Here is a 14,555-nt window from a genome sequence, read left to right as displayed (position 1 = left end):
TCCTCTGTCGACGTCCTGCCCGCGCTACGCAAATCCGTACAACGCCGCAGGGTTGGTGACGAATATCCGTTGCTGCCAGTCCGGACGCCCGATCCAGCCCGCGATCACGTCCAGCATGCTCGCGTCGTCAGGCTTGTCCGTCTTCTGCGTCGGATGCGGCCAGTCGGTGCCCCAAAGCATGCGCTCCGGCGCCATGTCGATCAGCGCCTTCGCGACCGGGGCGACGTCGTCGTACGCAGGTGCGCCCGTCTTGCTGTCCACGTAGGGCCCTGACAACGTGATCCACGTATTGCCCTTATCCACCAGTCGTTGCGCAGTACGGAACGCGGCCGACGCCAGCCCGCCCGGCTGCGGCACATGCGCGATATGGTCGATCACGAGCGGACAAGGCAGCACCGCGAGATGCCGCTCCAGCTCCGGCAGCCGCGCACCCTGAACCACCAGCTCGATATGCCATCCGAGGTTCGCGATACGCGCGGCGAGCGGCGCGAGCATGTCGAGCGTCGCCGCGCCCGGATAGCTCAGGTTGAACCGGATCGCACGGATGCCGCCGCGATCGAGCGTCCGCAATGCGTCGTCGGTCACGGTGCTGTCGACGACGGCGACACCGCGCGCGTCGGCGCCGAACTGCGCGATCGCCGCCAGCGTGCAGCGATTGTCCGTTCCGTACGTCGACGGCGTCACGACCACGTTGCGCTTCACACCGATACGCGTCTGCAGGCGCCGGTATTGCGCGACGGTCGCATTCGGCGGCCGCAGCGTCGTGCCGGGCGCGACCGGGAATCGATCGTCGTAGATGTGCATATGACAATCGATCGCCCCTTCGGGCAACCGGAACGCCGGCCGTTCGATGCCGCCCGACCATGTTTCGTCGGCAGCGGCGCGCCTCGGCAATGCAGCCGAAGCCAGCGTCGCGCCAGCGATCCGCAGGAAACCGCGCCTCGCTATCCGCGCCATGATCAGAGGGTCTCCGTCGTGGCGAGCAGCTTTCCGCCCGTATGATTGCGCGTGAGCAGCAGCAGCGTCGCGACGCTCACGAGCGTGAGGATCGCAAGCGGCATCAACGCGAGCGCGTAGCTGCCCGTCGCGGCCTTCACCCACCCGTACACGTTCACCATCAGCCCGCCGCCGAGCAGGTTCGCGATCGCGTTGACCGTCGCGAGCCCCGCCGCCACGGTGCTGTTGGACAGCATGTCGGTCGCGAGCGCCCAGAACGGACCCTTGAACGAATACGCGCCGACCAGCACCGCGCAGAGCATGCAGATCGTCGGCAGCAGCGATCCGCTCAGCGACGTCGCGAACAGGCCTACGCCGATCAGCAGCATCGGTACGACCGTGTGCCAGCGCCGTTCGCCGACGCGGTCCGAGTGCCGGCCCCAGTAGACCATCAGGACCGACGCCAACGCGTACGGCACCGAATTCAGCAAGCCGGTCTCCATCACGGTCAGGCCGAACGACTTCAGCAGCTGCGGCTGCCATACGGACAGCGTGCTGCCTGCCGCGGACGCGCACGTATCGACGAGCGCGAGGCACAGCACGTAGCGGTTGCGGAACAGTTGCGTGAGCGGCAGCGACGGCACCTTCTTATGCGTTTTGTGGCCGGCGGCAAGTGCGCTCGATAGCCACGCGCGCTCGTCGACGGCGAGCCACTTCGCATCGTCCGGCTTGTTCGTCAGCATGGAGAGGCACGCGATGCCGAGCAGCACGGTCGGAATGCCTTCGAGGATGAACAGCCAGTGCCATCCACGCAGGCCCCACACGCCGTCCATCTGCAACAGCAGCGCGGAGATCGGCGAGCCGATGAAGCTCGCGGCCGGAATCGCGACCATGAACGTCGCGACGATCCGTGCACGATACTGCGATGGAATCCAGTACGACAAATAAAGCAGCACGCCGGGGAAGAAGCCGGCCTCGGCCGCGCCCAGCAGGAAGCGCAGCACGTAGAACGTCGTCGCGTTATGCACGAGCGCGGTCGCCGCCGACACGATGCCCCACGTGATCATGATCCGCGCAATCCAGATCCGCGCGCCGTACTTCTGCAGCGCAAGATTGCTCGGCACTTCGAAAAAGAAGTACGAAATGAAGAACAGGCTGCTGCCGAAGCCGAACACCGTCGCCGACATCCCGAGGTCGTGGTTCATCTGCAGCGACGCCATCCCCACGTTGCCCCGGTCGATAAAGGCAAGCAGGTAGCAGATCATCAAAAAGGGAATGAGTCGCCAGACGACCTTTCGCATGGTCCGACGCTCGATCGCGGACGCTTCCATGAAACCCGTTTGCATGTTGTCTCCGTTTATTGTGCGCCTGAGCGCGTTCCTGTGAACCGTTGCCATGCGATGACCGCAATGACGCCGCACGCGAGCACCGCGGCCATGGCCGCGAAGGTGTGTCGCACGCCGAGCGCCTCGGACGCGCTTCCGACCAGCAGATAACCGAACGGCATCGTGCCGTTGTAGGCCATGCCGTACATCCCGACGAGTCCACCGCGGACGTGGTCCGGACACTGGCGCTGAATCGTCGCGTTCGTCGACGTGGCCGCGAACGTGAGGCTGAAGCCGAGCGCATAGAAAGCGGGGATCGAGCTCGCCGCATCGGTCGTCGCGGCCAGCACGGCCAGCGCGCCGACTGCCGTCCACGGCGCATACGCGATGAACCGGTACGACGCGCGCGGCCCGAACGCCGACGACAGCAGCACCGCCGCGCTCAGGGAGCCGGCGCCGGCGCACGCGAAGAACACGCCGGTAAAGCGCGCCGCGTCGTGAAAACCCTGGTCCGCGAGCAGCGGCACGAGCGTCTGGTAGCTGCCGGCGAACAGGCCGATGCACGCGAGAATCGGCAGATAGCGGACCGAGAACGGATCGGACAGCACGTAGCCGACCGCGTCGCGCAGGCCGCTCTCCGCGCGCGTCGGGCGGCCCGCCGATGCGGTGCGGATCGACCGCACGCATGTCGCCATGAAGCACAGCGCGAGCGCATAGATCGCAAACGACGTCCTGGGCCCCAGCGTCGGATAGACGAATCCGGCAATGGTCGGGCCCACCATGCGGCCGACGTTGTAGACCATCGTGTTCATCGCGACCGCGTTGGACGTGTGTGTCGCATCCTGCAGGCTCGTCAGCAGCAGCACCTGCCGCGCGGGCGTTTCCACCGCACTCGACACGCCGATCGCGAGCGCATGCGCGAGGATCAGCTTCACGCCGAGCAGGCCGAGCAGCGACAACGTGAACAGGCTGCCCGTCAGCAGCAGCGACGTCATCAGCACGCATAGCGTCACGCGGCGCGCATTGCCCGAGCCGATCCGCGAACCCGCCACTGGCGCGACGATCAGCTGCGGCCCGTACAGCAGAAAGTTGAGCAGCGCGAGAATCGCCGCCGAGCCGGACAGGTGATAGATCAGCAGATTGAGCGTCACGTTCTGCGTCCAGCTGCCGAGCACCGACGCGACCTGCCCGCTCAGGTAGCGCCGCAGCGATGCCTCCGACAGCGCCGGAAACAGCCTGCTCACCCACCCTGCTTGCGTTGCCACGTTCATGACAGCGCCTTGCCGCGCGTTTCGGGCGCGAACAGCACGACCGCGGCCGCGGCGATGAACGCGACGATCGTCGTCGCGAGCCCGAGCGCGAAACCGCCCGACGTCGACGCCAGCGCACCGATGATCAACGGCGCGACGAAGCCGCCGAGCCGCCCGCCGTTGTACGCGAGGCCCATGAAGAACCCGCGCGATGTCGTGTTGCCGATGATCTCCGCGAGGAACGGACCGGCGCCGGCGAAGATGCCGTTCACGCTGAAGCCGGTCAGAAAGATCGCGGTCATCAGCAGCAACGGATTCGCCGACACGATGTACACGCCGACGGCCAGCGCACCGACCAGCAGGTAGGCCAGGAACATCGGCCGCCGGCCGAGCCGGTCGACCCATGCCGAGAACAGCAGGAACCCGGCGATCGCGCCGAACTGCAGCGCCAGCACGAACGTCAGGCTATGCACGAAGTCGAGATGCTTCACCGTGACGAGGAACGTCGGCGTCCACGTGAATACGCCCCAGTAGAGGTACTGCAGAAAGAAGATGAAGCAGAACGCGGTGAGCAGGCCGCGCACGTTCAGCTTCTCGCGACTTGCCGCATCGAGCGGGCGAGCCTGCGACTTCGCGTGCCTGCGTTCGAGCCAGATCGGCGATTCCGGCGTCTTGCGCGCGACCCAGAACAGAATGAAGAACGGCGATGCGCCGATCAGGAACAGCACACGCCAGCTGTCGCCGGCCAGTCCGCCATGCGCGGCACCGACGATGCCAGAGATCGCGATCGCGAGGATCGCGCCGATCGGCAGGCCCATCTGCATCAGCGCGCCGCCCTTGCCGCGCCGGCTCGGATGCCAGGTCTCCGCGATCAGCGCGGCGCCGGCGGTCCAGGTGCCGCCCATGCCGAGCGCGCCGAAAAAGCGCAGCGCGGCAAACCAGTGCGCGTCGGGCGCACACGCGATCAGGCCGGAGAACAGCGAGTAGATGCCGACGCAGAGCAGCGCGGTGCGCACGCGCCCGATCCGGTCCGATACGAAGCCGAACAGAATGCCGCCGGCAATTTGTCCGGCCGCCGTCACGCTCGTGAACATCCCCAGCTGCGCCTTGCTCAGCCCGAACTGCAGCGCGAGCGTCGGCAGCAGCAGCGACAGCAGGAACGAGTCGTAGCTCTCGAATGTCCAGCCGAGCCCCGCGAGCGACAGCGAACGCCATTCGATACCGGTCACGCGCGTCAATCTTTGTTCGGCGGCTGCGGACTCGGTGTCCTGCGTCGCCACGGTGGCATTCGTCTTCATCGGTTGTCTCCGGGAATCGCGATGCGATACGTCGATGCGGCCGTCCGGCTGAACAGCGCGGCCTTTTCGTCGGCCGACATCGCGGACGCGAGTCGTTTGAAGGCGTTCCACAGCACGCGATAGCTGAACATTCCCTTGTCGACGGGGAAGTTGCTTTCGAACATGCAGCGGTCGACGCCGAAGCATTCGACGCAGGTGTCGAAATACGGCTGCCACGCCGACGCGAGTTCCTGCGACGACGGCGGCAGATCGCGCGCGGCGAAGTCGAAACCGAACACGGTCATGCCCGCGCCGCCGAGCTTCATGCGCGTGTTCGGCAGCGCGGCCAGACGCGCGAGTTGCCGTTTCCACTGCGCATGAACTTCCGCGTGCCGCCCGGCGTGCGGGCCCACGCCGAGCGGCCCGCCGAAATGGTCGATGACGACGACGACGTCCTCGCATGCACGCGCGAGTTCGTACAGTTCGTCGAGCTGCGTGTGATAGACCCACGCGTCCAGCGACAAGCGGTAGCGAGCAAGCGTCCTCACGCCTTGCCGGAAAGCCGGATCCGACATCCGGTCGCGCGGCGGCGTCACCGGGCTCGATCGCACGTCCGGGCTCGCATGCCAGGCGAGCGGATTGCGGATCCCGCGCAGCCGCCCGCCGGACACCTCCAGCATCGTGTCGAGCACCGCCCCGAGTTCCGCGCCGAGCGACAGATCGGCGCCGCCGACGATGGCGTCGCAGCATCGCGTCGGGCCGTATGCGCCGCTGTCGAACATCGCGGCGATGCCGCTCGCGAACTGCACTTCGCCAACCGGCTTGAACGCATCCGGCCCGCTTTCACGCAACATCGAGCGGCACTGCACGTAGACCGTCGACACGATCCGGTGCCCGCTGCGCACGTCGGCGCCGAACTCGTCAGCGAGATAGCGTCCGGTCTGGCGGTCCCACAGGTGATGATGGGCGTCGACGATGGCAAGCGCGGGTTCGAGCACCGGCTCGTCGCGCAATGCGAGCCACTCGGGCCTGACGGGAAGATGGGGCGCGTGAACAATCTGCATCGCACTCGCCTCAGAACTTCTGGCGCATGCCGATCACCACGCCCGTCTGGTTGTGATCGGGCGCGACCGTGCCGTAGCCGTTCACGCCCAGCGCGGAGCCGCCCTTGTTGCGCGCGAAACCGGCCGTCGCGTAGATATCGGTGCGCTTCGACAGCAGATAGTCTGCACAGAGCACGGCGAGCCACGGATCGGCGCTCGTCGAATGCACGTCCTGGTAATAGGCCGTTGCCGTGACCACGAACGCCGGCGACACCGTGTATTGCGCGCCGGCCCAGTACAGGTTCGCCGCGCTGGCCTCGGCGCCGTTCGCGACGCGAATCGGGTTCGCCGGCAGGAACGCGTTCGATGCACGCAGATATCGATAGCCAACGAAGCCTTTCACCGGCCCGATCGCATACGACGCCGCAGCCGTTGCGCGACGTTCGGTGCCCGTGTTCGTCGCGACGGTATTGCTGTTGCGCTGCTCGTACGACAGGCTGGCGGCGAACGGTCCTTGTGCGAATGTCAATGCGCCGCTGAAGAAGCGGCCGGTGAGCTGTGCACCCGGCACCTCCGAGCCGTACCCGGTGTCGTAGCGCGTGCTGTACATCGCCTGCGCAGTCAACGGCCCGAACACGCCCGTGTACTTCGCCGAGTTGTCGATACGCGCGGCCGCTGCGTAGTCGAGCGACAGCATCGAGTATCGCGACGACGCGCCCATCGGATCGAACGCAACGGCCTGCTCGTAGAAGAGCGAGTTCTGGCGGCCGAACGTCAGCTGCTGACCTCGGTACGACAGTCCGACCCATGCCTGCCGGCCGAAAAGCCGCGACGTCGTGGCGGCGTTCGGACCGAGGCCTTTGGTCGACTGCGCGGTCGTGCCGTCATTGACGTTGAAGCCGTCTTCCAACTGGAAAATCGCCTTCATGCCGCCGCCGAGATCTTCGACGCCCTTCAATCCCCAGCGCGAGCCTGACAGATTGCCCGACGCTTCGCGCGTCTGCGCGCCGCCCGTACTCGTATTGTTGATGTGCTCGATCCCGACGTCGACGATACCGTACAGCGTGACGCTGCTTTGCGCATGCGCGGCGCCGCACCACAAGGTCGCGCTCGCGACGGTGACGGCGCCCAGCACGAAGCGGGATGACGGGCGGGCATTCTGGCTGGCCTGATTCGACAACATGGAGTCTCCAAACTTTTTTGTGGGTAGGTCTGAGAAACAAGATTCACGTCTTGCGGGCTGCGGGCGCTTCGCCGGCACCCGAGCCCGGATCGCCGAGCCATGCAATCGTCAGTGCGCCGAGCAACAGCACACCCGACACGGCGAAGAGCGGCACGGTGAAGCCGCCGGAGAATTGCTTGAGCGCGCCGATCATCGACGGCCCGACGAAGCCGCCGAGGTTGCCGACCGACACGATCAGCGCAAGCCCGCCCGCGGCGGCACGGCCGGTGAGGAATCCCGACGGGATTGCCCAGTACGTCGCCTGGAACGCGAGGATCCCGCTCACCGTGACGCACAGTGCGAACAGCTTGAACACCGGTGCATGAATGAACGCGCTAGCGCACAACGCCACGGCAGCGACGGCCAGCGCGCCGGCGACATACGGAACGCGACTGGCCGCGCGATTGGCGATGCGCGCCCACCAGAGCATCACGACGGCACCGATTGCATACGGAATGGCTGTCAGCCAGCCGACCACCGTGTGATCGACGCCGAACTGCTTGATGATCTGCGGCATCCACAGGCCGACGCCGAGCGAGCCGACGATCCCGCAGAAGTTGATGAACGCGAGTACGAACACGCGCCAGTTCGTCATCGCGTCGCGCAGTTTGCTGCCGTGCTTCGCGCCGATGTCACGCTGCTCGAGAGCGAGGCGCTTCGCGAGCGATGCCTTCTCTTCGTCGCTGAGCCACGCAGCTTTCTCGGGACGGTCGGCCAGCACGAACAGGCACGCGATGCCGAGCATCACCGCGGGGACGCCTTCGATCAGCAGCAGCCACTGCCAGCTGCGCAGTCCGTGCAGGCCGCCGAGTTCGAGCAGCGCGCCGGAAATCGGCGAGCCGATCATGTTCGCGACGGGAATGCCGACGAGGAATGCGGCTGTCACCTTCGCGCGCCACTTGCCGGGGAACCAGTGCGTGAAATACAGATAGATGCCGGGCGTGAAGCCCGCCTCGGCGAGCCCGAGCAGAAAGCGCGCAGCCGCAAAGCTCTTCGGTCCGACGACGAACGCCGTCGCCATCGAGAACAGGCCCCACGTGATCATGATTCTCGCGATCCACACGCGCGCGCCGACCTTCTGCATGATCAGGTTGCTCGGAATCTCGAACAGGAAATAGCCGATGAAGAACAGGCCGGCACCGACACCGAACTGCTCGGCCGTCAGACCGAGATCCTTGTTCATCGTCAGCGCGGCAAAACCGACGTTGGTTCTGTCGAGATAACTGATCACGTAGCAGACGAAGATGAACGGCAGAATGCGCCGGAACGCCTTCGCGAGCGTGCGCTCGCTGGCCGCGTAATCGTCGTCGGCCAGGTGCTGCGCGGATCGCGCGTCGGCGCGCGGCGCGTCGTCGCCGGCACGCAGCGCATGCGAAATCGTCATGCTTGTCTCCTTCTTCGCGCGGCTGGCGGCGCGATTTTTCCGTATAGGGGCCGGAAAGCCGACGAGCGGCTTCCCGGCTCGTGGGCCTCAGTCCTTCTTCGCTGCCTGTTTCGGCAGCGGGCCGGCAATGCTCATGTCCGCCTTCAGGATGGAACCGGACGTCGATTCGGTGATGAAAAGCGTCTTCATGTCCGGCCCGCCGAAGCACACGCTCGTGAGCGACGCCCCTTTCGGTCCGGTCAGGATCTCGACGGGCTCCGCGCAATGGTTGAGTACCCATACGCGGCCGAGCCCCGGATTCGCGACGAACAGGCGGCCTTCGAGATCGACGGTGAGGCCGTCGGGGCCGCTCGGTCCATAGGACGTGAAGAACTGGCTGACCTTGGTGACCGAGCCGTCGGCCTGCAGCGGCATGCGCCACACGGCATTGCCGCGCGTCATCGCGACGAACAGCACTTTCTCGTCGCGCGACAGGACGAGCCCGTTCGGGCTCGGGCAGGTGCCGAGCAGCATGTCGAGCTTGCCGTCGGGCGACAGCCGATACACGCGGCCCGTCGGATCGTGAAGGCCCGTCTGCCCCTGATCGGTGAAATAGAGGTTGCCGGCCGAGTCGAACGTCAGGTCGTTCACGCCCTTGAAGCGCTCGGTGTTGCGGCGCTCGAGGTACGGATGCACTTCACCGCGCTCGATATCGACCAGCATCAGGCCGTTCCGGTAGTCGGTGACGATCAGGTGCGAGGCGTCGAAGCGCTTCATCCCGTTGGGCTCGCCGTCGTATTCGACGACGAGATCCCAGTCGCCCGACGGCGAAATGCGGAAGATGCGCCCGTGCGGAATGTCGGTGACGAACAGATAGCCGTCCGGATCCCAGACCGGCCCTTCGAGAAAGGAATCCGTGACCATGCCGCCGCGGTTCGCGCGCGCCCATTCGGTGCGGACGTCCGGCTTGCGAAACTTCTCGGGCATGCGCGTGAATACTTCAGCTGCGCGCACGTCGGGACTCGTCAGATAAAACATGCGTACCTCGATGTCCAGGAGTTCAAGCCGCGCTGTGCGCGCGTTCGTTCAGCACCGCGAGCACGTTGGCGGCCGCGCCCTTCCCCATGTTCACGTACGCGGCGTCGCTCACGCCGCCGACATGCGGAGACAGAATCACGTTCGGGATCTGCTGGAACGGGTGCGGCGACGTCATCGGCTCGACGTCGAAGCTGTCGAGCCCGGCCGCGCGCAAGTGGCCGCTCGCGAGCGCGTCGGCAAGCGCGGCTTCGTCGATCAAGCCGCCACGGGCGGTATTGACGAGAATCGCGCCACGCTTGAAACGCGCGAGCGCGTCGCGGTTGAGCATCCGGCGGTTGTCGGCCGTCAGCGGACAATGCAGCGACACGACGTCCGACTCCGCGTACAGCGTGTCGAGCGGCACGAGCTTCACACCGGCGGGCGCCTCCTTCACGAACGGATCGAATGCGAGAACCTTCATGCCGAACGCCGCGCCGATTGCGGCGACGCGGCGGCCGATCGCGCCAAGCCCGACGAGGCCGAGCGTGCGTCCGTCGAGCTCGACGGACTTGTGCGTCGCCTTGTCCCAATGGCCTGCGCGCATGCGGCTGTCGAGCTGCGGAACCGACTTCGCGCACGCGAGCATCAGCGCCCACGCGTGCTCGGCGACGGCGGCCGCATTCGCGCCGACCGCGGCGCGCACCGCAATGCCGCGTGCGGCGGCAGCGTCCTGATCGATCACGTCGATGCCGCTGCCGTGCTTCGAAATCACCTGCAGGTTTTCGGCGGCGTCCATGATGCGCGCGTTGATCTTCCCGTACCGGACAATGATCGCGACCGGCTTGTGCCGGGTGCACATCGCCACGATGTCGCTTTCGGTCGGTTGCTTGCCGGCGAACACGACGTCGAACGGCGCAAGCATCTCGAGCGCTTGCGGCGCAAGGTCGGCGGCGGTCACGAGGACCACGGGCTTATGCGAAGCGGTCTGCATCACAGTGCCTCGCCTTCGGCCAGCATGCCGGCTGCGCGCAGCTCTTTCTCGATCCATCCGGGACGAACGTCGCCCTTGTGGATCGCCGCGATACGCGCGGTTTCGACGTCGAGCTTTTTCTGCGCGAGATCGACGATGCGCGCGACGTCGGCGCGCGCAATCACGACGACGCCGTCGGCATCGCCGACCACCAGGTCGCCCGGATTGACGGGCGTGCCGCCCAGCGAGATCGGCGCATTCACGCGTCCTGCGACGCTTTTGGTCGGCCCGCACGGATTGAGGCCGGCCGCGAAGATCGGATAGTCGCCATTGGCCAGTTCGTGTGCGTCGCGCACCGCGCCGTCGATGACGATGCCGGCGATGCCGGTCGCCTTCGCCTGCGTCGCCATGATTTCGCCGAGCAGTGCGCACGAGATGTCGCCCTTGCCGTCGACCACGACGACGTCGCCCGGCTTCGCGACGGCGAGCGCCGCATGGATCGCAAGGTTATCGCCCGCACGGACTTCCACCGTGATCGCGGGGCCAGCGACCTTCATCTTCGGCGACAGCGGCCGCACGCGGCCATGCACCGTGCCGCGTCGGCCCGCGACGTCGGCCAGGATCGCAGCTTGATAGCGCGCGGCAGCCTGAACGAGTTCGGGCGGGACGCGCTCGATGTCGCGATTGATCGGAGAACTGCTGACGAATGGCTTGCTCATGATTCGACCTCGAGTTGTGCGTTGTACTATGTACAACGTTGGTGTACGTGGTGAAATCACTATAACCATCTGGCGCCGACGACGGCACTGGCGTTTACCCTTTTACGTGGTAAATCAGCGTTTTACTCTGTACAATACCGGTCGAGTGTCGACGGGAGAAAGGGAATGGGAAATGACGGGGTGGTGGCTGTGGAAAAGGCGCTTTCGCTGCTGGACTGCTTCAAGCCCGGCGCCGAATCGCAGTCGCTCGCGATGCTGTCGCAGGCATCCGGCATGCACAAGACGACGGTCTATCGCTTGATGAATTCGCTGGAGCGAATGGGCTATGTCGTACGCGCGCAATCCGGCAACTATTCGCTCGGACATCGCGTGCTGTACCTTGGGAAGCTGTACGAGCAGTCCTTCCATCTGTCCACGGTCGTTGAACCGGCGCTGCATGCGCTGGCCGCGCTGACGAAAGAAAGCGCATCGTACTACGTGCACGACAACGGGCAGCGGCTTTGCCTGTTTCGCGTCGAGCCGTCCGAAGGCCTGCGTGAAACGCGGCTCGCGGGGACGGCGCTGCCGCTCGACGATACGGCGATCAGCCACGTGATTCGCTTCTGGGGACTCGGCGAACCGATCTACGACAAGCCGCCTGCACTGCCCCTCTTTACCGCGGGCGCGCGCGATGTGCACACGGCAGCGTTCGCGGTGCCGATCTTCGGCGCCGGCGACAAGTTCATGGCGGCGCTGACGCTTTCCGGTCCTGCATCTCGGCTCAGCGTCGCGCACGAGTCGGGCGAACTGGATCGACCGCAGCTGGAGGCGGCCGCCGATCTGTCACGGAAGCTGGGCGCGAGTGCCGCGTTCTGCGAGAACATCTACGGAAAGCGTTGAATGGCGGACGGCAGCAGACTCTGATCATCGCTCGCACAGATCCGCCAGGTCAGACTCCCGCAGTCGCAGAGACGTGCATGCTACGATCAGCCGGTCGGCGTCGACCTCTGACCGCTCACTCCTCGACTTTGAGGGTAACCGTGCCCATCGATTATCTCCGCGCATTCACTATCCCCGAACGCAGCGACGCCGCGAATCGCCGTCTCGGCCGATCGCTGGCGTTCGTCGCGGGCGCGGCCAACGCCGGTGGATTCTTCGCTGTCGGGCAGTACACGTCCCACATGTCCGGCATCGTGTCGTCGATGGCCGACAACCTCGCGCTTGGCGACATCGGCGTCGTCGTGGCCGGCTTCAGTTCGTTGCTGTCGTTCCTCGTCGGGGCCGCCACGTCGGCGATCCTGATCAATTGGGGCCGCCGCCGGCATCTGAGCAGCCAGTACGCAATGCCGTTGATTCTCGAGGCGACGCTGCTTCTGCTCTTCGGCCTTCTAGGATCGGGGCTCGAGACGCACCAGGTGCTGTTCGTACCGGCAACCGTCTGCCTGCTTTGTTACGTGATGGGCCTGCAAAACGCGATGATCACGAAAATCTCGAAGGCGGAGATACGTACGACGCATGTCACCGGCCTGGTAACGGATATCGGAATCGAACTCGGCAAGCTCCTTTATTGGAACCTTGGAACAACGCACCGGGATCTCGTCCGCGCAGACCGGCAGAAACTCCTTCTGCTTGGATCGCTGCTGCTGTCGTTCCTCGTCGGCGGGCTCGCAGGCGCGGTCGGCTTCCGCCACGTCGGCTTCATGTCCAGCGTTCCGCTGGCCATTGTCCTCGTCACCCTCGCTGTCGTTCCGATCTTCGACGATATGCTGGCCCGACGCCGTTGGCCGAAACGGTAGCCGTCGCCGGCCGGCATGGCCGCAGCGGTCCACGCGATCGGTCGCCGCTTTTTTTCCCACCGATGTACTCAACGTCGCTGCGTAACCGGACCCTCGGCGTCGACAGCCCCAGCCGCGTGGAGCGGGCCGCCAACGGCGATCGGGCCACGCACTTCCAGATCGCCGTATACGGTCAGCGGCCCATGCACCGTAAGCGGGCCATGGAATGTATTGTTTCCACCGCGTTTGCGTATGGCGTGACCGTCGGCGGGATTCCGTTCGATCGAGGCTGCCGTGATCGGGCCGCGAGCGGAGATGTCGCCGGCCACCGTCAGCGAACCGTCGATCGTCGCCGGCCCGAGGACGACGAGCGATCCATCGACGTTCAGCGGCCCCGTGACGACCGGCTCCGCGTGGGCTGACGCGACAGCGATAAAGGACGCCAGCACGACAGCGCTCGCTATGGCGCTCGCTGCCGGCCTGCATGCCATGCGCCTTCCTGGCGCCGGATTGAAGCGTTTCACGTGTCCTCCTGGTCGGTGCAACCTACACGGGCGCTAGCGGTTCGCTGGCCCGCGACAGTGGCCGGCCATTGCAGCAGCTTCGGTTCCTGCATGGTCGTCATGCGTAGCGACGTGACGTCGGCAGGGCTGCCGCAGCGGCTTGAGCGAATCAAACGGAGTCCGCTCCGCATCCCGTTGTCTGGAAAATTTTCCGACGCTCGTATCGTTGGCGCAACATGTTCGGCGGCCTGGAGTCGTGGACGCACGCCGGCTCGACGAACTGAAATCGGAGAACGATCGGCGTCCGGGCAAACGGGCTGATTGCATCCGCGCAGACAAACGTCGCCTATCCGTGCCGCGATTTTCAATGCGTGGATGTGAATCGGCGCCGTCGACCGCCGATTGCGTATCGATGCTTCATTCATCGTTCCGGACTCCGTATGGTGCGCAACAATCCCGCGTGAAGGTTCACCGCATTTCATACGAATCGGCTCGGCGGCGACTATTCTGTCTAAAGGATCGACTGTCCGCGCACATCGTTCGCCGCCCGCCTCGCCCGCGCGCGACGAACGCGCGCAGCCCCATGCGCCCGCACCGCCTCTTTTCCATCGACTCGACCGACGTCGCGCACGACGCGGCCACGGCGAGTGTCGTCGCCACCGCGCTGCTGGCCGTCGCGCTCGCGAGCGCGCTGCATCGGCTCGGCAGTCTCGACGCGACCGTCGGCGCCGTGTGGGCGTCTTACGTCGCGGGCAGCGCGGCCGGTCTCGCGATCGTCGCGCACCGTGATCGGCGCTCGGCCATGCGCGCCGGCGATCGCACCGTTTCGATCGCGTGCAGCGTCGCGTTCGGCGCCGCGGCCGGCATCGGCTGGGGATCGGCCGGCCTTCACGCGGCCGCCGTCGCCGACGCGCACGCGCAGGTCGCCGTCGCGATGGCGACGCTCGCGGTCGTCACGGCCGCCGCACCGCACTTCAGCCCGTCGACTCCCGCGCTGCTCGCCTTCGTGCTGCCGGCGACCGTACCGGGCGTCGTCGCCGCCGCGCTATCTACACACGCCGCACAACGCGCACTCGCGCCGACGCTGCTCGCGATCGCCGCGCTCGCCGGCATCGTCGCGCTGCTCGCGCACCGCGCGATCGCGCGCCACGGCCGGCTGCGGTCGGACGCCGAACG

13 protein-coding genes and 1 pseudogene are annotated in these 14,555 nt (G+C 66.1%); 3 read left to right on the top strand and 11 right to left on the bottom strand.

Annotated elements, in window-relative coordinates; all coding sequences use genetic code 11:
- Positions 1-24: 24 nt before the first annotated feature.
- From HMPREF3115_RS25045 to HMPREF3115_RS25000, 10 genes are all read right to left on the bottom strand, one after another.
- A complete protein-coding gene (locus HMPREF3115_RS25045) occupies positions 25-957 on the bottom strand; it encodes an amidohydrolase family protein (protein ID WP_070556539.1) in 933 nt (310 codons plus the stop codon).
- A 2-nt stretch (positions 958-959) separates the two neighbouring features.
- Positions 960-2,282 carry an MFS transporter gene (locus tag HMPREF3115_RS25040; RefSeq protein ID WP_006406190.1) on the bottom strand — a complete coding sequence of 441 codons (1,323 nt, stop codon included), beginning with the start codon at positions 2,280-2,282 and terminating at the stop codon, positions 960-962.
- A gap of 11 nt (positions 2,283-2,293) precedes the next feature.
- Positions 2,294-3,532, bottom strand: a complete 1,239-nt coding sequence (locus HMPREF3115_RS25035) for an MFS transporter (RefSeq protein ID WP_070556537.1) — start codon at positions 3,530-3,532, stop codon at positions 2,294-2,296.
- On the bottom strand, positions 3,529-4,809 hold the full coding sequence (locus HMPREF3115_RS25030) for an MFS transporter (protein WP_053298321.1): 1,281 nt from the start codon (positions 4,807-4,809) through the stop codon (positions 3,529-3,531). The genes HMPREF3115_RS25035 and HMPREF3115_RS25030 overlap by 4 nt, the downstream gene beginning before the upstream one ends.
- Positions 4,806-5,852 (bottom strand): amidohydrolase family protein, encoded by a 1,047-nt coding sequence (locus tag HMPREF3115_RS25025; RefSeq protein WP_070556535.1) that lies wholly within the window; start codon positions 5,850-5,852, stop codon positions 4,806-4,808. The genes HMPREF3115_RS25030 and HMPREF3115_RS25025 overlap by 4 nt, the downstream gene beginning before the upstream one ends.
- Before the next feature lie 10 nt (positions 5,853-5,862).
- Positions 5,863-7,014, bottom strand: coding sequence for a porin (locus HMPREF3115_RS25020; protein WP_070556533.1), 1,152 nt, complete (start codon positions 7,012-7,014; stop codon positions 5,863-5,865).
- Positions 7,015-7,057: 43 nt separating this feature from the next.
- Entirely contained in the window at positions 7,058-8,437 is a 1,380-nt protein-coding gene (locus HMPREF3115_RS25015) for an MFS transporter (protein ID WP_070556531.1), read from the bottom strand.
- An 87-nt stretch (positions 8,438-8,524) separates the two neighbouring features.
- Entirely contained in the window at positions 8,525-9,454 is a 930-nt protein-coding gene (locus tag HMPREF3115_RS25010; RefSeq protein WP_059938855.1) for an SMP-30/gluconolactonase/LRE family protein, read from the bottom strand.
- Between the two features lie 22 nt (positions 9,455-9,476).
- Positions 9,477-10,424: an NAD(P)-dependent oxidoreductase gene (locus HMPREF3115_RS25005; RefSeq protein ID WP_070556529.1), complete on the bottom strand. Its 948-nt coding sequence runs from the start codon at positions 10,422-10,424 to the stop codon at positions 9,477-9,479.
- Entirely contained in the window at positions 10,424-11,122 is a 699-nt protein-coding gene (locus HMPREF3115_RS25000; RefSeq protein WP_070556527.1) for an RraA family protein, read from the bottom strand. Before HMPREF3115_RS25000 ends, HMPREF3115_RS25005 begins: the two co-directional genes overlap by 1 nt.
- Positions 11,123-11,287: 165 nt before the next feature.
- Here HMPREF3115_RS25000 and HMPREF3115_RS24995 point away from each other — a divergent pair, with 165 nt between their 5' ends.
- Both HMPREF3115_RS24995 and HMPREF3115_RS24990 read left to right on the top strand, forming a co-directional pair.
- A complete protein-coding gene (locus tag HMPREF3115_RS24995) occupies positions 11,288-12,001 on the top strand; it encodes an IclR family transcriptional regulator (RefSeq protein WP_006406181.1) in 714 nt (237 codons plus the stop codon).
- Positions 12,002-12,141: 140 nt separating this feature from the next.
- Positions 12,142-12,897, top strand: a complete 756-nt coding sequence (locus HMPREF3115_RS24990) for a YoaK family protein (RefSeq protein ID WP_006406180.1) — start codon at positions 12,142-12,144, stop codon at positions 12,895-12,897.
- Positions 12,898-12,965: 68 nt separating this feature from the next.
- Here the strand turns inward: HMPREF3115_RS24990 and HMPREF3115_RS30210 are convergent, their stop codons facing one another.
- Positions 12,966-13,400 carry a hypothetical protein gene (locus HMPREF3115_RS30210; protein WP_227747532.1) on the bottom strand — a complete coding sequence of 145 codons (435 nt, stop codon included), beginning with the start codon at positions 13,398-13,400 and terminating at the stop codon, positions 12,966-12,968.
- Positions 13,401-13,962: 562 nt separating this feature from the next.
- Here HMPREF3115_RS30210 and HMPREF3115_RS24980 point away from each other — a divergent pair.
- A pseudogene (locus tag HMPREF3115_RS24980) lies at positions 13,963-14,555 on the top strand (hybrid sensor histidine kinase/response regulator); the annotation flags it as partial.

Origin of the sequence: Burkholderia sp. HMSC10F09 (assembly GCF_001806955.1) — a bacterium.
Lineage (GTDB): Bacteria > Pseudomonadota > Gammaproteobacteria > Burkholderiales > Burkholderiaceae > Burkholderia > Burkholderia multivorans.
Note: the sequence above shows the minus strand (reverse complement) of the source record. Positions and strands in the feature narration are given on the sequence as shown.